We start from the raw sequence: 22,051 nt of genomic DNA, 5'->3' as shown, positions 1-22,051 counted from the left end.
GGGTGCGGTGGCTCCCGCGGCCACCACCGCGCCGCTCGGCGCGTCTCCGCGGCTCCCGGGTGGGGGAGCACAGGCGGAGAGACGGCAGGGCCGGTCCTTCTCCGAGGGACCGGCCCTTCCCGTACGCTCGCACGCATGACCAGCACTGAAACGACCGACCAGGACGCCCCGCGCTACGTCCGGGTCAAGATCGAACTCATCGCGGAGATCACCGACGAGGGCGCGCTCAAGGCGGCGGCCCTCCAGCAGGTGGCCGGGGACGAGTACCTCGACGACGAGGAGCGGGAGCAGTCCGTCGAGGCCATCGAGGTGGACCCGTCCGGCTCGCTCGCCCACTTCATCGACCCCGTCGCCCTGCTCGGCGACGTCCCCGGCGTGGAACTCGCCTCGGCGACCTGGGAGTCGGCCCGGACCGAGTTCGACCCGGACGACGAGCAGTGGGACGAGTACCAGGTGGACGAGTCCGCCGAGTAGCGGCGGCCCGCCGTCACCGCCCGTGAACGCCCGGTCTGTTCGTCGCAGGCCGGGCGTTTTGTCCGCATTCGGTGGGAAGTTGGGTCATCTCATACGATCGCTTACCCTTCGGTGATGGAACCGTGAACGGTCGGATCGCGTTTCTTTCATCCGTAAGGCCCGATGATCGACAGGGAGACGCGACGTGACGGCACAGGACGGCCAGCGGCGGACGGCCAGCGGCAACTGGAGCCGGCGCGGCGTGCTCGGAGGGCTCCTCGCGGCCCCCGTCCTGCTCCTCGCGGCCTGCAACGACAACAGCGACTCCGGCAGCTCCGGCTCGGGCGGCGGCAACGGCACCGGCACCCCCGGGACGGGCGGCGGCAGCGCGAGCGGCGCCCCCAGGACCTCGACCGCCGTGATCACCGTCACCCCCGCGGACGGCGCCGCCTCGGCGAGCTTCAGCGAGCCCGTCAAGGTCGCCGTCGCGAACGGCACCCTGGGCACCGTCAAGGTCGTGGACACCACCGGCAAGGAGCTGGCGGGCCAGCTCTCCTCCGACAACACCTCCTGGACCTCGGCCGCCGCCCCGGCCAGCGGCACCAAGTACACCGTCACGGCGACGGCCTTCGACAAGGACAAGCTGGAGGCGGACGCCAACGCCGTCTTCACCACGGCCACCCCGGCCAACACCTTCGTCGGCTACTTCACGCCCGAGGACGGCTCCGTGGTCGGCGTCGGCATGCCGGTCTCGATCAACTTCAGCAAGCCGGTCACCGACAAGAAGGCCGTCCAGGCGGCGATCACCGTGACCGCCGAACCGGGCGTCGAGATCGTCGGGCACTGGTTCTCCAGCACCCGGCTCGACTTCCGCCCGCAGCAGTACTGGGCCAAGGGCACCAAGGTCACGCTCAAGCTGCGGCTCAAGGACGTCGAGGGGGCGAAGGGCGTCTTCGGCACCCAGTCCAAGGACGTCCGCTTCACCATCGGCCGCGCCCAGACGAGCGTCGCCGACCTCGCCACCAAGAAGCTCACCGTCACCACGGACGGGGCGGTCAGCGCCGTCTACAAGATCTCCGGCGGGTCGCCCGAGCACACCACCTGGGGCGGCAAGATGGTGATCTCCGAGCAGTACACCCAGACCCGGATGAACTCGCAGACCGTCAACCTCGGCAGCGAGTACGACATCGCGGACGTGCCGCACGCCCAGAGGCTCACCACCTCGGGGACGTTCATCCACGGCAACTACTGGTCATCGTCGTCGATCTTCGGCGGCCAGAACACCAGCCACGGCTGCGTGGGCCTGCAGGACGCCAAGGGCGCGCAGGACAGCAGCACGGACGGCTACAAGTTCTACAAGTCCTCGATGGTCGGCGACGTGGTCGAGGTCGTGAACTCCGGGGACAAGACCGTCGCCCCCGACAACGGCCTCAACGGCTGGAACCTCGGATGGGCCGCCTGGCAGGCCGGGAGCGCGGTCTAGCGTCCGCTGCCGGTCACCGCTTCGCGTAGTCGGCGTAGCCCTGCCAGTCGAGGACCACGCAGGGCTCGTCGCCCAGGACCCAGCCGTCGTGCCCGGGCTCGATGACGATGAAGTCGCCGGGCCCGATCTCGCCCTGCTCGCCGTCGTCCATGGCGATCATCATCCGGCCGGAGACCACGTAGCCGACGTGGGCGGACTCGCAGCTGTCGGTCTTGGCGATCGGCTTCACGTGCTTGGACCACTGCCACCCGGGCTGGAACACGGCCCGGCCCACCGGCCCGCCGTCCAGGTTGACGAGGTGCAGTTCCCCCGTGCCCGCCTCGAAGGGGCGGACCTCCTCGGGATCGTCGAAGTTCCTGCGGACGAGACCGGACATGGCGCGACTCCTCTCCACGCGGTCGGCCCGGCCGCCGGGCGGGGCGGCCGGGTCGACCTGCTGGCCCTTCCAGTCTGCGCCCGCGGCCGGGAAGCGTCACGTTGAGTGGTGGCCTCCGGCCCTGCGGCTCGGCCCCCGGCTCAGCCCTCCGTGCGGGCCACGCCGATCGGGCAGGAGGCGCCCGTACCGCCCAGACCGCAGTAGCCGCCCGGGTTCTTGGCGTCCGAGAGGTACTGCTGGTGGTACGGCTCCGCCGGGTAGAACGGGCCGGCCGGGGCGATCTCGGTGGTGATCGCACCGTGACCGAACGTGGTCAGCGCGGGCTGGAACGCGTCCCGGGTGGCCTGCGCGGCGACGGCCTGGGCGGGGGAGTGGGTGTAGACCGCCGAGCGGTACTGGGTGCCGACGTCGTTGCCCTGGCGGTTGCCCTGCGTCGGGTCGTGGGCCTCCCAGAACGTCTTCAGCAGCCGCTCGTACGAGATCACGGCCGGGTCGAACACCACCCGGACCGCCTCGGTGTGCCCGGTCAGCCCGCTGCACACCTCCTCGTACGTCGGGTTGGGGGTGTGCCCGCCCTGGTAGCCGACCAGCGTCGTCCAGACGCCGGGCAGGCGCCAGAACGCGCGCTCGGCGCCCCAGAAGCAGCCGAGCCCGAAGTCGGCGACCTCCAGCCCCTGCGGGTACGGGCCGGTCAGCGGGTGGCCGAGGACGGTGTGCGGCTCGGTGAGCGCGAACGCGGGCGCCTCCCGGCCGGGCAGCGCCTGGTCGGCGGGGACGAGCGAGGTCTTGTGGCGGTTGAACAGCACGGCCTGCTCCAGCGGGGTCGGAAACGTGGCTCACGGTGAAACGCCCACGGCCGCCCCCGGATTCCGGGCGCGGCCGGTCACCCCGGTCACCCCGGTCACCGGTTCGTGCGGGCTTGGCGGGATTCGCACACTAGGCTCGGACCCATGACCGAGCACCAGCTTCCTCAGGGCTTCGAGACCCTCGCCATCCACGCGGGTCAGGAAGCGGACCCCCAGACCGGGGCCGTCGTCACGCCGATCTACCAGGTGTCCACCTACAAGCAGGACGGGGTGGGCGGACTGCGGGGCGGCTACGAGTACAGCCGCAGCGCCAACCCGACCCGGACCGCGCTGGAGGAGTGCCTCGCGGCACTGGAGGGCGGGGCGCGCGGCCTCGCCTTCGCCTCCGGCCTCGCGGCCGAGGACACCCTGCTGCGGACCATCCTCAAGCCGGGCGACCACATCGTGATCCCCAACGACGCCTACGGCGGCACCTTCCGGCTGTTCGCCAAGGTGCTGACCCGGTGGGGCGTCGAGTTCTCCGTGGCCAACACCCAGGACCTGGACGACGTCCGCGCCGCGCTGCGCCCCAACACCCGCGCGGTGTGGGTCGAGACGCCGTCCAACCCGCTCCTGGGCATCACCGACCTGACCGCCCTCGCCGAGGTCGCGCACGGCGCCGGCGCGCTGCTGGTCGTCGACAACACCTTCGCCAGCCCGTACCTGCAGCAGCCGATCGCCCTCGGCGCGGACGCCGTCGTCCACTCCACCACCAAGTACATGGGCGGCCACTCGGACGTGGTCGGCGGTGCGCTGGTGCTGGCCGAGGCCGGACTGGGCGAGGAGGTGGCGTACCACCAGAACGCGATGGGCGCCGTCTCCGGGCCGTTCGACGCCTGGCTGGTGCTGCGCGGCATCAAGACGCTGGGCGTGCGCATGGACCGGCACAGCTCCAACGCCGAGAAGGTCGCCGAGCTGCTCGCCGCCCACCCCAAGGTGAGCCAGGTGCTCTACCCGGGCCTGCCCTCGCACCCGGGCCACGACATCGCCGCCAAGCAGATGAAGGCGTTCGGCGGCATGGTGTCCTTCCGCGTCGCCGGCGGCGAGGAGGCGGCCGTCGAGGTCTGCAACCGCGCGCAGCTGTTCACCCTGGGCGAGTCGCTGGGCGGCGTCGAGTCGCTGATCGAGCACCCGGGCCGCATGACCCACGCCTCGGCGGCCGGCTCCCCGCTGGAGGTCCCGGCGGACCTGGTCCGCGTCTCGGTCGGCATCGAGTCGATCGACGACCTGCTCGCGGACCTCAAGCAGGCGCTGGGCTAGGGATGTTGGCCGTGCTGGTCCGCCGAGTACGACTCCATCGCGAGGTTGAAGCGGGCCAGCAGGTCGCAGAACGCCTGCTGCTCCTCCGGCGGCCAGTCCGCCACCAGGCGGCGGGCCAACTCGGCCCGGCCGTCGCGGACTTCGGCCAGCCGGCCGCAGCCGCCGGGGGTCAGCGCGAGCCGTACGGCGCGGCGGTCGGCCGGGTCCTGCACCCGGCCGACCAGCCCGGCGGCCACCAGCGGGGCCACCTGGCGGGTCACCGTGGAGGAGTCCACCCCGAGGGCGTCGGCCAGCGCCTTGACGTTCGCCGGGCCGTGCCGGTCGAGGCGGTCGAGCAGCAGGTAGGCGGCCCGGTCCAACGCGGCCGCACCGCCGCCCGAGGTGCGGACCTGTTCCATCCGGCGGGCGAACAGCGCCAGTTGGTACTGGAGTCGGCTGTGCACGGGTTGGGTGCGGTCGGTGGCCTGGGGCGAGGTCGTCGTCATCGCGGCTCACGATCGTCGTGCGGTGAGGGAGGCTCAGGACCAGCAGCGTACGCGGGCCGGGCGGGCCCGGGAACAGGCCCGACAGCACCGACTGCGCTCCAGGGCCGCTCCGCGTCCGCGGCCTAGGCTTGCGCCATGCACACCTGGCCGATCACCCTCGACGACGTCCGCGGCGCACAGAAGATGCTCGCCGGGGTCGCCCGGCAGACCCCCATGGAGGGCAGCCGGCACCTGTCGCGGCTGGTGGGGGCGCCCGTCCACCTCAAGTGCGAGAACCTTCAGCGCACCGGTTCGTTCAAGCTGCGCGGCGCGTACGTGCGGATCGCGGGCCTCTCCCCGGTGCAGCGGGCCGGCGGGGTGGTGGCGGCGAGCGCGGGCAACCACGCGCAGGGCGTGGCGCTGGCGGCCTCGCTGCTGGGGGTGCGCTCGACGGTGTTCATGCCCGTCGCGGCCCCGCTGCCCAAGGTCGCGGCGACCCGGGACTACGGCGCCGAGGTGCGGCTGCACGGCGCGAACGTGGACGAGGCGCTGCAGGCCGCCCGGCGGTACGCGGACGCGACGGGCGCGGTGTTCATCCACCCCTTCGACCACTGGGACATCGTCACCGGCCAGGCCACGGTGGGCCTGGAGATCCTGGAGCAGTGCCCCGAGGTGCGCACGATCCTGGTCGGCGTGGGCGGCGGCGGGCTGCTCGCCGGGATCGCGGCGGCCGTCAAGCCGCTGCGCCCGGACGTGCGGGTGATCGGGGTGCAGGCGGCGGGCGCGGCCGCGTACCCGCCCTCGCTGGCGGCCGGGCGGCCGGTGTCGCTGGAGTCCTTCGCCACGATGGCGGACGGGATCATGGTCGGGCGCCCCGGGGACATCCCGTTCGAGGTGGTCAACACGCTCGCGGACGGCGTCCGCACCGTCTCCGAGGACTCGCTGTCGCGGGCGCTGCTGCTGGGCCTGGAGCGGCTCAAGCTGGTCGTCGAACCGGCCGGGGCGGCGCCGGTCGCGGCGCTGCTGGAGCAGCCGGACTCCTTCGAGGGCCCGGTGGTGGCGGTGCTGTCCGGCGGCAACATCGACCCGCAGCTGATGCAGCGGGTGCTGCGGCACGGGCTGGCGGCGGCCGGGCGCTACCTGTCGCTGCGGGTGCGCCTGGCGGACAGGCCGGGCGCGCTGGCGGACCTGCTGGGGGTGCTCACCAGGGTGGACGCCAACGTGCTGGACGTGGCGCACGTGCGGATCGACCCCCGGCTGGGGCTGACCGAGGTCGAGGTGGACCTGCACCTGGAGACGAAGGGGCCGGAGCACTGCGCGCTGGTGGTCGGCGAGCTGAGGGAGGCGGGGTACGTCGTCTCCGGCTGAGCTGCGCCGAGCCGAGCCGAGGCCCGCTGAGCCGCGCCGAGGCCCGCCGAGGTCCGCGCTCATTTCCCCTTGACGCGATGTATCGCGAGTTGCCAGACTCGCGATACATCGCGTTCTGTGTCCGGCGGGTGAGAACCGAGTCGCCCGCATGCCCGAAAACGGGGCAGAGTGGGACAGATCGCTCCATACGTCCGATGAGATGAGGCAGGTCATGGCGCCAGCCATCCAAGCCGAGAATCTGGTGAAGACCTTCGGCGACGTGCGAGCCCTGGACGGCGTCAGCCTGGACGTCCCCGAGGGCACCGTGCTCGGGCTGCTCGGCCCGAACGGCGCCGGGAAGACCACCACCGTACGGGTCCTGACCACCCTGCTGCGCCCGGACTCCGGGCGCGCCGTGGTCGCCGGTGTCGACGTCCTCAAGCACCCCAACCAGGTCCGCAGCCTGATCGGCCTCTCCGGCCAGTACGCGGCGGTCGACGAGTACCTGACGGGCTTCGAGAACCTCACCATGGTCGGCGAGCTGTACCAGATGAGCACCCGGGCGGCGAAGGCCCGCGCGCTGGAGCTGCTGGAGTGGTTCAACCTCACCGAGGCCAAGAACCGCACGGCGAAGACGTACTCCGGCGGCATGCGCCGGCGCCTCGACCTCGCCGCCGCGCTGGTCGTCCGCCCGCCCGTGATGTTCCTGGACGAGCCGACCACCGGCCTCGACCCGCGCAACCGGCTGGCGCTGTGGGAGGTCATCGAGACCCTCGTCGAGCAGGGCACCACGCTGCTGCTCACCACGCAGTACCTGGAGGAGGCCGACCGGCTCGCCCACGACATCGCCGTGGTCGACCACGGCCGGGTGATCGCCCGGGGCACCGCCGACCGGCTCAAGGCGCAGATCGGCGGCGAGCGGATCGAGGTCGTGGTGCACGAGAACGGCATGATCCCCGACGCGGTCGCGGCCCTCGGCGGCTTCGCGCTGGGCGAGCCCGCCGTGGAGAAGAACACCCGCCGGATCACCGTGCCGGTCAGCGGCGGCGCCCGGGTGCTGGCGGCCGCCATCCGCGAACTCGACGCGCGCGGCGTCGAGATCGACGACATCGGGCTGCGCCGCCCGACGCTGGACGACGTCTTCCTCACCCTCACCGGGCACCTGGCGGAGACGGCCGCGGAGGAGAACGGCGGCGGGCCGCGCGGCCCGCGCGAGAGCGGCGGACCGGACGAGCAGCAGGCCGTCACGGCCGGGAAGGAGCGCTGAGATGAGCGCGAGCACCTCCACCGCGCACGCCATCGGCGAGGCGATGCCCACCCCGCGCCGGGGCGCGGCCGCGATGCTGCACGACTCCTGGGTCGTCGCCAAGCGTAATTTGCGACGAATGACCCGAATTCCCGAAATCGTTATTTTCGGGCTCATGCAGCCGGTCATGTTCGTGCTGCTGTTCTCGTACGTGATGGGCGGGGCGATCCAGATCCCCGGGACGAGCGCCAGCTCCCACACGTACATCCAGTTCCTGATGGCGGGCATCTTCGCCCAGACCGTCACCTTCGCCGTCGCCGGCGCCTCGGCCGGCATCGCGGAGGACATGAACCGGGGCCTGGTCGACCGCTTCCGCTCGCTGCCGATGGCGCGTTCGGCGGTGCTGGCCGGGCGCACCCTGGCGGACCTGTGCCAGACGGCGTTCACGTTGGTGGTGCTGGCGCTGGTCGCGCTGCTGGTCGGCTGGCGCGTCCACGACGGGCTGCTCAAGGCGCTCGGCGCCTTCGGGCTGCTGCTCCTGCTCGGCTACGCCTTCTCCTGGATCGGCGCGCTGATCGGGCTGTCGGTGCGCAGCCCGGAGGCGGCGACCTCGGCGGGGCTGATCTGGCTGTTCCCGCTGACCTTCGTGTCCAACGCGTTCGTGCCGGTCAGCTCGATGCCGGGCTGGCTGCAGGCCGTCGCGTACTGGAACCCGTTCAGCGCGACCGTCCAGGCCTGCCGGGAGCTGTTCGGCAACCAGGTCGGGCCGGTGGACTCCGCCTGGCCGATGCAGCACGCGGCGCTGGTGTCGGTGCTGTGGTCGGTGGTGATCACGGCGGTGTTCTCCTGGCTGTCGGTGCGCAAGTACCGCTCGGCCGCGGGCTGAATCGTTTCCGCCCCGACGACGGACGAGGGCGGCCGCCGAGCCCCTGGGACTCGGCGGCCGCCCTCGGGCGTGCGCGGGCCGGATCAGCCGGCGTGCGGCACGACCTTGACGATCTTCACCATGGCCGGCTTGCCGTTCGGCAGCTCGTAGGTGGCCTCGTCGCCGATCTTCTTGCCGTCGATCGCGCGGCCCAGCGGGGACTGCGGCGAGTAGACGTCGAGGGAGTCGGAGCCGGCGACCTCGCGAGAGGCGAGCAGGAACTCCATCAGGTCGTCCTCGTCGCCGTCGAAGGCGATGGTGACGACCATGCCCGGGGCCACCACACCGGAGTCGGCCGGGGCCTCGCCCACCTTGGCGCGCTCCAGGAGCTGGGTCAGCTGGCGGATGCGCAGCTCGGTCTTGCCCTGCTCCTCCTTCGCGGCGTGGTAGCCGGCGTTCTCCTTGAGGTCGCCCTCCTCGCGCGCCGCCTCGATCTTCGCGGCGATCTCGATGCGCCAGGGCCCGGTCAGATGATCCAGCTCGGACTTGAGCTGGTCGTAGCCGGCCTGAGTGAGCCAGGTCACGTTCTCACTGGTCTGGGTCACAGGTGCTCCTCGTAGGTGCTCGGGCTGTGCTGAGGGTGTGAGTCGTCAGCAGGGTCGACGATGATTTCGGTCGTAACTACAAAGCAACGCCCGCTCCCGTACCATCCGGTGCGGAAGGGGCGAAACCACGAGCCTAACAAGTCCTGCCGACAATCGGGAGGGTCGCCGGTCCCGCATTGGCGCGGCGTTGACGGGGCCGTGACGCGGCGGTGTACGGGAGCCGGACGGGGGACGCCGTACCGATGCCCGTTTCCGGGTCGGACATGCGCGCTACTTGGCGGGCGTGCAGTCCAGCAGCTCGGCGGTGGTGCCCCGGGCGGTGGTCCGCAGGGTCACGGTCGCCTCGTACGTCGACCCGGCCGCCGGGACGGGGAAGTCGGCCACTCCGACCACCGCGTGGTCGTCGCCCTGGGAGCGGACGGTGCAGGTGCCGGCCTGTCCGTCGCTCTTGCGCACGCTCAGGTGCAGCTGGACCTCGGAGTCGGAGACGACCTGGAACGTGGGCACCGAGCCGTTGATCTTCGACTCGCGCAGCAGGTAGGAGCCGCCCATCCACGTGATCAGGCCCAGGCCCAGCACGCCGCAGACCACGCCGACCACCTTGAGCCGGCGGTCCGACTCGCCGTTGCCGCTGCGGCCGTAGCGGCCCTCGGGCGGTCGCGGGGTCGTGGTGTCGGTGCTCATCGGGCGCCGTCCTCTCCTGGGTGAGGAGCCGCGTGGGTGGTGCGGGGGAATGCGACGCTCCTCCAGTCCGTCACTATAGGAGGGGCTCGCCCGCTGCCGGTCCGGCGGGGGCGGGGTCAGGCCGCGTCGGCGACGTCCGCACGGCCCGGTCCCGCGGTGGCGCGGCCCCGGACCGAGCGGTTCGTACGGTGGGCAGTCCGGTCTTCGCGGAACGCCCGACGATGTGGAAGGAACGCAAGGCGTTGACTGAGCAGTTGCGACTGATGGCGGTGCACGCCCACCCGGACGACGAGTCCAGCAAGGGCGCGGCCACCATGGCCATGTACGTCGAGCAGGGTGTGGACGTGCTGGTGGCCACCTGCACGGGGGGCGAGCGCGGGTCGGTTCTCAACCCCAAGCTCCAGGGGGACCCGTACGTCGAGGAGAACATCCACGAGGTCCGGCGCAAGGAGATGGACGAGGCGCGCGCGATCCTCGGCGTCAAGCAGGCCTGGCTCGGATTCGTCGACTCCGGCCTGCCCGAGGGCGACCCGCTGCCCCCGCTCCCGGAGGGCTGCTTCGCGCTCCAGGACGTCAAGGAGGCGGCCGAGCCGCTCGTCCGGTTGATCCGCGAGTTCAAGCCGCAGGTCATCACGACCTACGACGAGAACGGCGGCTACCCGCACCCGGACCACATCATGACCCACAAGATCACCATGCTGGCCTTCGACGCCGCGGGCGACCCGGACGCCTACCCGGAGGCCGGCGAGCCCTGGCAGCCGCTGAAGGTGTACTACAACCACGGCTTCCCGATGGGCCGCATCCGGGCCATGCACCAGTACCTCACCGAGCACGGGCACGACTCCCCGTACGGCGAGTGGATCGCGGGCTGGGAGAAGAGCGGCCGCAAGGAGCGCGAGATCACCACCCGCGTCCGCTGCGACGACTGGTTCGAGACCCGCGACCGCGCGCTCATCGCCCACGCCACCCAGATCGACCCCGACGGCCCGTGGTTCCGCGTGCCGCTGGACGTCCAGCGCGAGGTCTGGCCCACCGAGGACTACGAGCTCGCCCGTACCCTGATCGACGTGGACCTGCCGGAGGACGACCTGTTCGCCGGCCTGCGCACCCCCACCCTCGCGGCCGAGGCCGCCGCCGACACGCGCGACTGACCCACCCCCGATGGCCCGGCTCCCCGTGAGCCGGGCCACCATAGAGATATGAGCGCCCCCGTGAACCTCGTCCACCTCGCCGCCGACCTCGCCGTCGACGACGCCAAGGTCACCCCCGGTCTCCTCGGCTTCGTCGTCTTCGCCGCCCTCGGCGTGGCGACCTGGTTCCTGGCCAAGTCCATGAACCGCCAGTTCAAGAAGGTCGACTTCACCGAGGAGCCCGAGGCCCCCAAGGAGTGAGTCACCGCCCCCCACCCGGCCCCGACGGGCCAGGGCGGGGGCATGCCCGGGCCGTCTCACCGACGCGGCCCCGCCCTACGTGCCGCGGCTCGCCGACAGCGCCGCCGTCCCGGGCGCCCCGGGGGCGCGGAACGCCGCCCCGTCACGCCGCCCCGTCACGCCGCTGCGGGTCGCGGTCGCCATCAGCGGTTCATGAACGCCCACCGGGCAGTCACCCAACCCCGAACCCGAAGGCCAGGACCCCGAGCAGAGGGGACCCGGCCGCACCTCGCTCAGTACGGGCTCCCGTGTTCAAGCCGGGCCGGTCCGCAGGGCGTCATGGTCGCCGGGCGTTTCGGGGGCCTTTTCAGCCGGCACATGGCGTGAATTCGCCGATATCGCCTGCCGCGACGGCCGGAAACGGCCTCATGATCGCTCGATTGGCGAGTAATGCCCGTTTCGAATTCCCGGTCCGGCTGGACGAAAGGTGCATAGCTGGCATTTCCATTTCCGCAAACAAACGTGAGTCATGTCACATTGCACCTGTAAAATTTCACATCGTAGAGTTGCACTAATTCGGAAGCGAAGGGGGTGACAGCAATGCAGTACACCGCGAAGTGGAAGGCCGCCCGTGCGGCCCGTGAGAACCGCCCGGTTCTCGCCCTCGGCAACAAGTGGTAACAAAGAAATGAGCGTTGGGCGCGCGGAGAGAATCTGCGCGCCCAACGCGCCGCCAAGGAGCTCGCCAACGTTCGGGAGATCAGATTGAGTGCGTGGACCTCTGCCCTTTCTGAATTGGCTCCGGCCGGTGCCCAGGGGAATGCCGCACGAATCAGGGGCGGCTTGGCGAAGCTTGTTTCGGCCGTCAGCGAGGCGCCCGGAGCGGAGATTTCCGGCATCGCGGCAGCCGCCGCGATGCACGAGATGCCGTGGGTGCGGCAGGCTCTCATGGGTGCACTGGTCCAGCGCGCGCCGCAGAATGCCGACGTGCGGGACGCCGTCACGTGGCTGACGCACGACTACGAGGACTTCGTGGCCTTCGACGCGCTGGCCCTGGCCGGGCGCCTGCGGCTCACCGAGGCGCTTCCGGAGCTGTTCCTGATCGTCGGTCGCGCGAGCAGGCGGCTGAGCCACGAGGCGGGCAAGCCCGTCGGCATCGGCCACGCGGTGGCGCTGCGTGCGATCTCGGCGATCGTCGGCAGTTCGGACCCGAGCACCCTCGTCACGGTCGAGGGCGAGCTGTTCCCGGACGGGTACGACGCCAGTACCTACCCGGCGCTCGAACCCCGGGAAGCGCGGACCGCCGGAACCCATGGCCATCACGACATGGTCAGGATTCCCGGCGGATCGGTGGTCGGCGGCCCACCGTCCTCCTTCGACGCCCGGGAGCTGGTCTTCGACTGGGACGACCCGGTCGGCCCGCGAAGCTGCGAGGGCTTCATGATCGATGTGCTGCCGGTGAGCAATGCCGAGTACGACGCCTTCGCCGCGAGCCCTGAGGCCGATCGCCACGTCTACTGCCACCCGGCCGAGCAGCCGAACAAGATCCATCTGCGCAACACGCTGCTGGACACCCGCACCGGTCCTGACCACCCCGTCACCGGGGTGGACTGGTTCGACGCCTACGCGTACGCGCGGTCCCGGGGCAAGCGACTGCCGAACGAGACCGAGTGGCAGTTCGCGGCGCAGGGCGGTGACGGACGCGCCTACCCGTGGGGTGACACCTTCGAGTCCGACCGCACCCACGGCGCCCTCTTCCGGCCGGGCCCGGGCTGGTCCGGGGTGGAGGCGTGGCGACGCCACCTGCTGGAGCTGGTCGACACCCAGGTGCCGGTCACCACCGTCGCACGCGGGATCCCCGGTGGGGACAGCCCGTTCGGTGTGCGGGACATGTCCGGAAACGTCTGGGAGTGGACTGCCAGCTCGTCCGACGGGCCGGCCTTCAGCCCCGTCGACGGTGGACGCGACGCGATTGACGTCATCTACGACCAGCGCTCCTACGCCGTCATCAAGGGCGGCACCTGGACATCCCTGCCCGAACAGCTGTCGGTCGCGTTCCGCGGTCGTGACCTGGCTCTCGACCGGCATTTCGAGATCGGCTTCAGGTGCGCGTGCGACTGCTTCTGATTCCTTGAGTCAATGCCAAGCCATGGAGTTCACATGATTGGGCGATATCGCTTTTCGGGTTCGGTGAGGGCGGAGGAGAGTGCCTTCTTCGAAGAGAACGGGTTCGTGATCTACGAGGGGTTCATCGACCCGGACGAGGTCGCCCGGATCACCGCCGACGCCGATCGCTACCAGGACCTTCTGCGCAACGGGGAGATTCCGGAGGCGATGGTCGACAAGGCTATTCCCGGAGCTCGTGACGCGCGTGGGAGAATTGCCTACCAGCACCGTCTCAACTACTTCACGAAGCAGTCCGAAACCGCGGCGAGGATAGCGGAATCACCGGCCATGGAGGCGATCCGGACCGGGATCGGCGGTGTCGGCCACCGGATTCTGCAGAACTCGCTGAACGGTGTGGTGTGGCAGCTCAAGAGCGGCGGGTCGCGCAGCGGGTACTCCCGCATCCGGTGGCACGCCGACTTCCCGCTGGGCCACGCCCTGTCCCCGGCATTCACCGCCGGCATCTACCTCGACGACTCGAACCGCTTCAACGGCTGCCTCGCCGTCATCCCGGGCTCGCACCGCAAGCCCGTCGGCCCGGTCACGAAGGAACCCTTCTACGTCGAGGTCAGAGCGGGTGACCTGGTCTGCCATCACGAGTGGATCTACCACGGGTCCGAGGCGATGCCACGTCAGGACGACAGGCGGGCGACGTTGTACTTCTACCACTGCGCCGGCTTGGAGTCGGACGAGCCGTCCGACGCGGCGGAGTACGAGCAGATCGCTGCGGCAGGAACGCTGTTCGTCAGCGCAGAAACCGAGGAGAAGGCATGAGTGAGACGATGCCGCTCGCCGACGCGCTCGGCCTGCTGAATTCCACCGATCCCGCTCCGGCGGCTGTGCCGCGCATCGAGGCGGCCGTGGACAGCGTCGCCCGCGCCGTCACGCTGGGCCAGGTCGACGCCGTGGACCTGTGGGCGGTCGGCGCGCTGCACCCGAGCCCGACGGCACGCCTCGCGGTGGTGCTCGAGGCAGCGCGACGACCTGCGGACGACGAGGCGACGGAACTCCTGGCCTGGGCGGCGAACGACCCGGACGATCGCGTCGCGGTCGCCGCGTTGACCGCGATCCGTAGCGGCGGGCACCTGACGGCGATGGACGAGGTCTTCGTCGCGGCCGGCCGCTCGGCGGCAGCGTTCGACGGAGTGTCGTCCGGCCCCCTGGACACCCGTGGCGGAACCGCCGTCAGCGTCCTCGCCGAACTGATCGACGCTCACGGCACGCCCGCCGCGGAGCGGGAGCGGATCGTGCTGGGCAGCGGAAGCCGCCGGCCGAGTCGGCGGGACCTGGTCTTCGACACGTCCGGAATGGTCGAGGTCGAGGCCGGTACCGGGCCTGCCTCGCGAGCGTTCTACATCGACGCGAATCCGGTGACCTGGCGCGAGTACCGCGACTTTCTCGACGCGGTGCGGGAGCACGGGCCGGTGTGGAGCCATCCGGGAGAGGAGGCGAACCACGACCACGACGTCCTGCGGCACCTGCCCCCGCACGAACTCGAAGCCCTGATGGACCACCCCGTCACCCAGGTCTCGTGGTTCGACGCCTGGGCGTACGCCACCTGGCGCGGCAAGCGGCTCCCCAGCGCCGGCCAGTGGGAGCGGGCCGCCGGTGTCCTCGCCGGTCGGCGCTTCCCCTGGGGGGACGAGCAGCCGACCGAGGACCGGACCCGCTGCCGGCAGCCGGGCAGCGGCGACCTCGCGCACGCGTACAGCCAGGGGAGCCTGACCGGGCTCACCTCCGCCATCGGGGGCCGCCCGACCGGAGAGACGGCCGACGGGGTGGCCGATCTCCTTGGCAACGTCTGGGAGTGGACCCGGACCCGGTACCTCGACGGTGACGACCTGACACCGTTCGTCGGCTCCTCCTCCTACCCCGACACCATCGGCGACTGGACCCTGAGCGCCTGTGTCAAGGGCGGCAGTTGGGCCACGCCGGCCGCGGAACTGAGCGCACGCTCGCGGGTGGCCAAGCACGTGCTCCAGCACGGCCCGGAGACGGGCTTCCGATGCGTCATCGAGCCCGACGGGGAATAGCCGAGAATGAATGCCGAAATACCCGATCTGGTCATCGGGGTGTTCGACGAGCCCGCCACGCTCGACCCCCACAGGGCGTTCGACACCGGGTCGAGGCATCCGCTGGTCAACGTCTATGACGGCCTGTACAGGCTCTCGGCGGACCGGGTGATCGAGCCGGCGCTCGCCGAGGCGTTGCCGGTCCTGGAGCAGCGGGGGGCCGAGCTGTGGGCGACGATCCCGGTGCGGCAGGGCGTGCGCTTCCACGACGGGTCCCCGCTGAGCCTCCAGGACGTCGTCTACTCGCTGCGGCGGATGGCGATCACCGCGGTGGGGCCGGCGTCACTGTGGAGCGACGCCCTGCTGGGAGAGCCGCTGAGCGTCCTCGATCCGGACTCGGCGAGGGCCATGATCGAACGGATCCAAGCCACCGGTGACGGCCTGCTGTTGAAGCTGCGTCGACGCTTCGACCCACTGGCCGCGTTCCTCGTTGAGTGGTCCCTGGTGATGAGCCGGTCGTGGGCGGTCGCGGCGGGCGGTTGGGACGGTGAGCGGGCTTCGGCCGCGCGGTTCCTCGACGCGGGCCCGTGCGCGATCGACCACCGGACCAACGGGACCGGTCCCTATGCGCTCGCCGAATGGGACCACGCCGGTCGGACCATGCGCTTCGAGCGCAACGAGTCGTACTGGCTGGACCTCGCGCGCACGCCGAAGTCGGTCGTGCTGCGTTCGGAGGACGACCGCTTCACGCGCGAGAACGACCTGACGGCCGGGCGGAACGACTTCTCGGTCTGCCAGCCCGAGTCCCGTGACCGCCTCGGCGAGCTGGACGGGATCGTCCTGGAGAAGCAGCCCGGCGAATGGAGCATCACGCCGCTGGGATTCGTGAACCAGAAGGTCGCGAAGGACTCCTCCGCCCTGGGCACAGGGCGGTTCGGACCCGACGGCATGCCGCCGGACGCGTTCGCGGACCTCCATCTGCGACGCATGCTCGGGCACGCCTTCGACCACGACCGCTACCTGCGGGAGGTGCTCGACGGCGAGGGCCTGCAGCACCCCGTCCCGTTCCCCCTGCCGGCCATCCCGGACGGCGCGCCGGCTCTCGTCGCCTTCGATCTCGACCGTGCACGGGAGGAGTTCGAGCAGGCGTGGGAGGGGGAGGCCGCCCGCCGGGGAATCCGAGTGGTGATGCACACTCATGCCGCGAACGTGTCCCGGGTACGGGCCGCGGAGATCATGGCCGACGGTCTGCGCCGGGTCCACCCGAAGATCGTCGTGGAGACCGAGGCGCTCGACTTCAACGAGCTGATGCACTCGCTCTACGCCGGGTCGAGCCCCCTCACCTGGCTCGGCTGGTCAGCGGACTACCCTCATCCCTACGCCTTCGCCGCCACCATGATCGACGGTCGGGCACTCCTCCCCGAGGTCCTGGGAATTTGTGACCCGGAGCTCTCCGAGCTCCTCGAACGGGCGCGGGAGGCCACCGGCGAGAACGCCGCGGCGGGCTACCGCGCGATCGCCGGGTACTGCCGTGAACGGGCTCTGTTCGTGGCGGTCCCGGGGAAGGTCAGCTACCTGACCTACAGCGACCGGTGGTGCGGCGTGCGACTCAAGAACGAGATGGGGAACGTCCTCGACTTCACCAGTTTCAGGCTGTGTGACGACGTCAGTGGACCGGTGGAGTGAAGACGCGAGGGACCTACCGGACCCAGTTGCGGCACAAGGGCTTCAGGCGGTACTTCGTCGGCGAGAGCGTGTCGAGCGTCGGGGACTCGATGACCGACATCACGGTCGTCATGCTCGCGATCAGTCTGCTCACCCCCGGGAACCAGCCGATCGGCATCGCGCTGGCGACCGGTGCCTACCTGGTACCGAGCATGGTGAGCGGGCTGATCCTGGCACGCTGGATCGGCCGACTGGGCGGCCGGACCATGCTCCTGGTCGACAGCGTCTGGCGTGGCTGCCTGCTCGGCGTCGTGGCGGTGCTGGCCATGACGTCGAGCCTGGACTTCGGCCTGTGCGTGGGCCTCCTCGCGTTGGCGTCGGTCTCGCGGCCGCTCTACAGCGCCGGCGCGAGGGCCATCGTGGTGGAGCTGGTACCGACCGACGGGTTGTTCGCGGCCAACTCCCTGGTGGGAGTGGCTCTGCAGGCGGCCTCGCTGATCGGGCCGGTCGCGGCCGGGTCGGCCATCGCCGTGCTGGGACCGGCGTCCGCCATGGGTCTGGACGCACTCAGCTTCCTCTTCTTCGCCGGCGCGCTCCTCCTGGTGCCCCGCCCGACGGTCAGGGCGCCGTTCGCCGGTCAGGAGGCCGGGCACCCGACGGTCCGGTCCTGGGGAATCGTGCGGCTCGTGCGCATCCGTAGCGTGGGAACCCTGTTCGGGCTCACCGCGGTCTTCTACCTGCTCTACGGGCCGTTCGTGGTCTGCCTGCCACTGATGATGGCGGAGCGCGTCCACGACTGGAGTCCGGCCCTGACACTGGGCCTGCTCTGGGCCGCCTTCGGGGTGGGTGCGCTGGTCGGTGGCGGCTTCGCCGGCCGGTTCTCCGAACTGGCCCACGTGCGGATCGCCGCGCTCAGCGCCGCTGGTTGGGGCGTCGCGATGCTCGTCGTCGCACTTCCGCTGAACCTCGGGATCGCCCTGGCCGCCATGTTCGCCGGTGGACTGTCCTACGCGCCGTACGGCGCCATCGCCACCACCGTGCTGCAGCGGGAGCTCCCGCCGGAGCAACTGAACGCGGCCAGTTCCTACTACGGCTCGATGACCAACGTCGCGGCCCCGGCGGGAACCTTCGTCGGCGGCGCGGCCGCCGGTCTGTTCAGCCCGGCCACCAGCGTGCTGGCCGCGGGCGCGGTTCTGGCGGCGGTCGGCACCGTGGTCTTCCTGCTCGGCCGCCCGCACGGGGGCCGGCCGACGCGCTACTCAGTGGCGGAGGGTGTGGAGTGAACCGAACCAGTCCCGATGGCCTGTCCTGGTTCAGCGCCGTGGTCGACGAGGACCGGGTCTTCGTACCGGAGAGCGGCGGGGAAGGCGTGCCGCTGTTCGAGGCGCGGGACCTGCCCCAGGACGAGGAGAGCCTGCTGGATGAGCGTTTCCACGACGCGGAAGCGCCGATCTACCAGTCCTACTGCGACATCCCGCGCACCAGGATCTCGGAGCGGTGGCTGCTCGACTGGATCCTGGACCGTACTCCACGGGGCGTCGTCCTCGACCTCGGCAGCGGTACCGGCAGGGTGGCAGCCCACCTCGCCTCCCCCGCACGCCGCGTCATCGCGGTGGACCGCTCGCACGGCATGCTGGAGTTCGCGCGCGGGAGCCTGCCGGACCGCCACGCGGTGGCTCTGCGGGCCGATGTTCGACACCTTCCGATCCGTGACGCGTCGGTCGACGCGGTGATCTGCTCCGGGGTCCTCCATCACCTGCCCGACTGGCGCGGTGCCCTGGCCGAAGCGGCGCGTGTCCTCGCTCCCGGCGGCACGCTCATCGTGCGGGAGCCGAACGCCTCGTACGCGGCCGGGCTCTTCGAGCCGCTCGAAAAGCTCATGGGCCTGGTGGCGCAGCCGCGTTGCCCGGGCACCGAGGCGTCGGACCCGGACGACCGGGAGGGCCGGGAGGGCCTGTCACCCGTCGAGCAGCCCATGGATCCGACCGAGCTGCTGGAAGCGGCCCGGTCCAGCGGATTCAGTACGCGCTTCGTCGGGTCCGCGATGTTCTTCGGGTCGCTGGGCATTCCCGGCGAATCTCCCACGCAGGAGCTGTACTTCCGTCCCGCGAACCTCCTGGACCGCCTCGTCCTGAACGTCCGTCCCCATCTGAGGGGGGCACTCCTGCTCACTGTCCTCGCACGGCAGGAGCGCTGAAGCGGAGCGCGGCCCGGCGGATGGAGGTGCGCGAGTTCCGTCGTCGAGGCCGGGGCACCGTGAGAGGCTGGCCCGTATGAACCGGTTGGCTGGTGTGACCTCGCCGTATCTGCTGCAGCACGCTGACAATCCGGTCGACTGGTGGCCGTGGGGACCGGAGGCTTTCGAGGAAGCACGACGGCGCGATGTCCCCGTTCTGCTGTCGGTCGGCTATGCCGCGTGTCACTGGTGCCATGTCATGGCGCACGAATCGTTTGAGGACGAAGGAACCGCCGGGTACCTGAACGAGCGGTTCGTGGCGGTGAAGGTGGACCGTGAGGAGCGGCCCGACGTGGACGCCGTGTACATGGAGGCGGTGCAGGCGGCGACCGGGCAGGGCGGGTGGCCGATGACGGTGTTCCTCACGCCGGAGAAGGAGCCGTTCTACTTCGGGACGTACTTCCCGCCCGCGCCGCGGCACGGGATGCCGTCGTTCCGGCAGGTGCTGGAGGGCGTGGACGCCGCCTGGCGGGAGCGGCGGGAGGAGGTCGGGGAGGTCGCGGCGCGGATCAGGGCGGACCTGGCGGAGCGGGCCGAGGTCTACTCGGCGGGAGCGCACCAGCCGCCCGGGGAGGCGGACCTGCACCAGGCGCTCGTGACGCTCAGCCGGGAGTTCGACCAGCGCAGCGGCGGCTTCGGCGGGGCGCCCAAGTTCCCGCCGGCGATGGTCATCGAGTTCCTGCTGCGCCACCACGCCAGGACCGGCTCCGAGGCGGCGCTGGAGATGGCCGTGCGCACCGGCGAGGCGATGGCCCGCGGCGGGCTGCACGACCAGCTCGGCGGAGGGTTCGCCCGGTACGCGGTGGACGCCGGGTGGGTGGTGCCGCACTTCGAGAAGATGCTGTACGACAACGCGCTGCTGCTGCGCGCCTACCTGCACCTGTGGCGCTCCACCGGGGCGCCGCTGTGGCGGCGGGTCGCGCTGTCCACGGCGGACTTCCTGCTGCGCGAACTCCGCACGCCCGAAGGCGCGTTCGCCTCCGCACTGGACGCCGACAGCCTGGACGAGGAGACCGGCGCCTCCGCCGAGGGCGCGTACTACGCCTGGGAGCCCGGCCAGTTGGTGGACCTGCTCGGGCCCGCCGACGCGGCCACGGCGGCCCGGCTGTTCACCGTCACCGCCGAGGGCACCTTCGAGCACGGCACCTCGGTGCTCCAACTCCTCGCCGAGCCCGAGGACTTCGCCGAGTTCGAGGCGATCCGGGGGACGATGCTGGCGGCCCGCGCCGCCCGGCCGGCGCCCGCTCGGGACGACAAGGTCGTCGCCGCCTGGAACGGCCTCGCCATCGCCGCCCTCGCCGAGACCGGCGCCCTGCTGGAGCGCCCCGACCTCGTCGAGGCCGCCGAACGCGCCGCCGACCTGCTGCTCGCCGTCCACCTCACCCCGGACGGGCGGCTGCTGCGCACCTCCCGTGACGGCAGGGCCGGCGCCAACGCCGGTGTCCTGGAGGACTACGCCGACACCGCCGAGGGCTTCCTCGCGCTGTACGCCGTCACCGGCTCGGCCGAGTGGCTGCAACTGGCGGGCGGGTTGCTCGACACCGTGCTCAAGCACTTCACCGACGAGGCCTCCGGCGCGCTCTACGACACCGCCGACGACGCCGAGGAACTCATCCGCCGCCCGCAGGACCCGACCGACAACGCCACCCCGTCCGGCTGGACGGCCGCCGCCGGCGCGCTGCTCGGCTACGCCGCGTACACCGGCTCCGAGCGCCACCGCACCGCGGCCGAACGGGCCCTCGGCGTGGTCGGCGCCCTCGCGGCGCGGGCGCCCCGGTTCATCGGCTGGGGGCTCGCCGTCGCCGAGGCGCTGATCGACGGGCCGCGCGAGGTCGCCGTCGTCGGGCCGGAGGGCGACCCGGCCCGCGCGGAGCTGCGCCGGGCGGCGCTGCTCGCCACCGCCCCCGGGGCCGTGGTCGCGGTGGGCGCGCCCGGGGACACGGAGGTGCCGCTGCTGGCCGACCGGCCGCTGGTCGACGGCGCCCCCGCCGCGTACGTCTGCCGGCACTTCGCCTGCGAGCGGCCGACCACCGACCCGGCGGATCTCGGGGCGCGGCTGGGCGTGGTGGTCGGCGGATAATCGCTGGCCGAGGCCGGTGCGGGTGGTGAAGATGTGCCATGACCTGGATCCTCTCCACCTCCCTGGACGACTTCCGCGCCGAGGCCGGTGCCTTCCTCGCCACCCGGCCCGCCGAGAACACCGTGCTGCTGACCCTCGCCCACCGGCTCGCCGTGTCCGGGCTCGACGTGTACGGCGAGCCGCCGGTGTTCGGCTGGTGGCGCCCGGAGGAGGGCGGGCCGGTCGAGGGCGCGTTCCTTCAGACGCCGCCGTTCGCGCCCCGGCTCTCCGCGATGTCGGAGGAGGCCGCCGCCGCGCTGGCCGTCGAACTGGCCGCCGCCGGGCCCGGGTTCACCGAACTGACCGGGGTCGGCGGCGGGGCGGCGGCCGTGCGGGCCTTCGCCGACGCCTGGGCGGGGGCCACCGGAGCCACCTGGTCCGTCCGCGCCGAGGAGCGGCTGTACCGGCTCGGCCGGCTGACGGACCCCGCGCGTCCGGCGGCCGGCCGCCACCGGCTCGCCGGGCCGGCCGACCGGGAGCTGGCCATCCGCTGGTACGGGGAGTTCCTGGCCGAGGTCGACGTCCCGCCGATGGACGTCCCCAAGGCGGTGGACGACCGGATCGCCGACGGCGGCCTGCACCTCTGGGAGGACGGGGGCGTGCCCGTCGCCCTCGTCGGGGCCAGCCCCGTCCTCGCCGGGATGTCCCGCATCGGGCCGGTCTACACCCCGGCCGACCGGCGCGGGCGCGGCTACGCGAGCGCCGCCACCGCCGCGGCCTCCGCGTACGTGCTCACCCAGGGGGCGGCGGAGGTGCTGCTCTACACCGACCTCGCCAACCCGACCAGCAACTCCGTCTACCGGCAGATCGGGTACCGGCCGGTGGAGGACTGCCTGGTCGTGGACTTCAGCTAGG

21 protein-coding genes are annotated in these 22,051 nt (G+C 71.6%); 16 read left to right on the top strand and 5 right to left on the bottom strand.

Annotated elements, in window-relative coordinates; genetic code table 11:
• Positions 1–135 precede the first annotated feature (135 nt).
• Together ACIRRS_RS35635 and ACIRRS_RS35630 are read left to right on the top strand one after the other, a co-directional pair.
• Complete coding sequence (locus ACIRRS_RS35635; protein WP_402980263.1) at positions 136–474, top strand: hypothetical protein; 339 nt, start codon at positions 136–138, stop codon at positions 472–474.
• A 184-nt stretch (positions 475–658) separates the two neighbouring features.
• Positions 659–1,936 (top strand): Ig-like domain-containing protein, encoded by a 1,278-nt coding sequence (locus ACIRRS_RS35630; RefSeq protein ID WP_402980260.1) that lies wholly within the window; start codon positions 659–661, stop codon positions 1,934–1,936.
• A gap of 13 nt (positions 1,937–1,949) precedes the next feature.
• Here the strand turns inward: ACIRRS_RS35630 and ACIRRS_RS35625 are convergent, their stop codons facing one another.
• Positions 1,950–2,312, bottom strand: a complete 363-nt coding sequence (locus ACIRRS_RS35625) for a cupin domain-containing protein (protein WP_402980257.1) — start codon at positions 2,310–2,312, stop codon at positions 1,950–1,952.
• A gap of 140 nt (positions 2,313–2,452) precedes the next feature.
• Positions 2,453–3,118 carry a peptide-methionine (S)-S-oxide reductase MsrA gene (msrA, locus tag ACIRRS_RS35620; RefSeq protein ID WP_402980254.1) on the bottom strand — a complete coding sequence of 222 codons (666 nt, stop codon included), beginning with the start codon at positions 3,116–3,118 and terminating at the stop codon, positions 2,453–2,455.
• A gap of 144 nt (positions 3,119–3,262) precedes the next feature.
• Here msrA and ACIRRS_RS35615 point away from each other — a divergent pair, with 144 nt between their 5' ends.
• Positions 3,263–4,417, top strand: coding sequence for a cystathionine gamma-synthase (locus ACIRRS_RS35615; protein WP_402980251.1), 1,155 nt, complete (start codon positions 3,263–3,265; stop codon positions 4,415–4,417).
• Here the strand turns inward: ACIRRS_RS35615 and ACIRRS_RS35610 are convergent.
• Positions 4,414–4,902, bottom strand: a complete 489-nt coding sequence (locus ACIRRS_RS35610) for a MarR family winged helix-turn-helix transcriptional regulator (RefSeq protein WP_402980249.1) — start codon at positions 4,900–4,902, stop codon at positions 4,414–4,416. The genes ACIRRS_RS35615 and ACIRRS_RS35610 overlap by 4 nt on opposite strands.
• A gap of 135 nt (positions 4,903–5,037) precedes the next feature.
• Between ACIRRS_RS35610 and ilvA the strand changes: the two genes are divergently transcribed.
• The 3 genes from ilvA to ACIRRS_RS35595 all read left to right on the top strand — a co-directional run bounded on the left by ilvA (position 5,038) and on the right by ACIRRS_RS35595 (position 8,360).
• Positions 5,038–6,249, top strand: a complete 1,212-nt coding sequence (gene ilvA, locus ACIRRS_RS35605; protein ID WP_402980247.1) for a threonine ammonia-lyase — start codon at positions 5,038–5,040, stop codon at positions 6,247–6,249.
• Positions 6,250–6,460: 211 nt separating this feature from the next.
• On the top strand, positions 6,461–7,495 hold the full coding sequence (locus ACIRRS_RS35600) for an ATP-binding cassette domain-containing protein (protein WP_402980244.1): 1,035 nt from the start codon (positions 6,461–6,463) through the stop codon (positions 7,493–7,495).
• Position 7,496: 1 nt separating this feature from the next.
• Complete coding sequence (locus tag ACIRRS_RS35595) at positions 7,497–8,360, top strand: ABC transporter permease (RefSeq protein ID WP_402980241.1); 864 nt, start codon at positions 7,497–7,499, stop codon at positions 8,358–8,360.
• Positions 8,361–8,443: 83 nt separating this feature from the next.
• On the opposite strand, the gene greA is transcribed toward ACIRRS_RS35595, so the two are convergent.
• Both greA and ACIRRS_RS35585 read right to left on the bottom strand, forming a co-directional pair.
• Positions 8,444–8,944, bottom strand: coding sequence for a transcription elongation factor GreA (gene greA, locus ACIRRS_RS35590; protein WP_402980238.1), 501 nt, complete (start codon positions 8,942–8,944; stop codon positions 8,444–8,446).
• A 270-nt stretch (positions 8,945–9,214) separates the two neighbouring features.
• Positions 9,215–9,628, bottom strand: coding sequence for a DUF4307 domain-containing protein (locus ACIRRS_RS35585; protein ID WP_402980235.1), 414 nt, complete (start codon positions 9,626–9,628; stop codon positions 9,215–9,217).
• Positions 9,629–9,870: 242 nt separating this feature from the next.
• On the opposite strand from ACIRRS_RS35585, the gene mca reads away from it, so the two are divergent.
• The 10 genes from mca to ACIRRS_RS35535 all read left to right on the top strand — a co-directional run bounded on the left by mca (position 9,871) and on the right by ACIRRS_RS35535 (position 22,050).
• On the top strand, positions 9,871–10,779 hold the full coding sequence (mca, locus tag ACIRRS_RS35580; RefSeq protein ID WP_402980233.1) for a mycothiol conjugate amidase Mca: 909 nt from the start codon (positions 9,871–9,873) through the stop codon (positions 10,777–10,779).
• Between the two features lie 48 nt (positions 10,780–10,827).
• The gene (locus ACIRRS_RS35575) at positions 10,828–11,019 is read left to right on the top strand and encodes a hypothetical protein (protein WP_031076542.1); all 192 of its coding nucleotides are present in this window, start codon (positions 10,828–10,830) and stop codon (positions 11,017–11,019) included.
• A gap of 822 nt (positions 11,020–11,841) precedes the next feature.
• Positions 11,842–13,125 carry a formylglycine-generating enzyme family protein gene (locus ACIRRS_RS35570; RefSeq protein WP_402980231.1) on the top strand — a complete coding sequence of 428 codons (1,284 nt, stop codon included), beginning with the start codon at positions 11,842–11,844 and terminating at the stop codon, positions 13,123–13,125.
• Between the two features lie 33 nt (positions 13,126–13,158).
• Positions 13,159–13,938 (top strand): phytanoyl-CoA dioxygenase family protein, encoded by a 780-nt coding sequence (locus ACIRRS_RS35565; RefSeq protein ID WP_402980229.1) that lies wholly within the window; start codon positions 13,159–13,161, stop codon positions 13,936–13,938.
• Positions 13,935–15,197, top strand: a complete 1,263-nt coding sequence (locus tag ACIRRS_RS35560; RefSeq protein WP_402980226.1) for an SUMF1/EgtB/PvdO family nonheme iron enzyme — start codon at positions 13,935–13,937, stop codon at positions 15,195–15,197. The genes ACIRRS_RS35565 and ACIRRS_RS35560 overlap by 4 nt, the downstream gene beginning before the upstream one ends.
• A gap of 6 nt (positions 15,198–15,203) precedes the next feature.
• Positions 15,204–16,862 carry an ABC transporter substrate-binding protein gene (locus ACIRRS_RS35555; RefSeq protein WP_402980223.1) on the top strand — a complete coding sequence of 553 codons (1,659 nt, stop codon included), beginning with the start codon at positions 15,204–15,206 and terminating at the stop codon, positions 16,860–16,862.
• Positions 16,859–18,124 carry an MFS transporter gene (locus ACIRRS_RS35550; protein WP_402980220.1) on the top strand — a complete coding sequence of 422 codons (1,266 nt, stop codon included), beginning with the start codon at positions 16,859–16,861 and terminating at the stop codon, positions 18,122–18,124. The genes ACIRRS_RS35555 and ACIRRS_RS35550 overlap by 4 nt, the downstream gene beginning before the upstream one ends.
• A 38-nt stretch (positions 18,125–18,162) precedes the next feature.
• Positions 18,163–19,038 carry a class I SAM-dependent methyltransferase gene (locus tag ACIRRS_RS35545; protein ID WP_402980217.1) on the top strand — a complete coding sequence of 292 codons (876 nt, stop codon included), beginning with the start codon at positions 18,163–18,165 and terminating at the stop codon, positions 19,036–19,038.
• A 76-nt stretch (positions 19,039–19,114) separates the two neighbouring features.
• Complete coding sequence (locus ACIRRS_RS35540) at positions 19,115–21,157, top strand: thioredoxin domain-containing protein (RefSeq protein WP_402980214.1); 2,043 nt, start codon at positions 19,115–19,117, stop codon at positions 21,155–21,157.
• A gap of 38 nt (positions 21,158–21,195) precedes the next feature.
• Positions 21,196–22,050 (top strand): GNAT family N-acetyltransferase, encoded by an 855-nt coding sequence (locus ACIRRS_RS35535; protein ID WP_402980211.1) that lies wholly within the window; start codon positions 21,196–21,198, stop codon positions 22,048–22,050.
• Position 22,051 lies beyond the last annotated feature (1 nt).

Source organism: Kitasatospora sp. NPDC101183 (assembly GCF_044767945.1).
Lineage (GTDB): Bacteria > Actinomycetota > Actinomycetes > Streptomycetales > Streptomycetaceae > Kitasatospora.
This window is presented reverse-complemented; position numbering and strand designations above follow the sequence as displayed.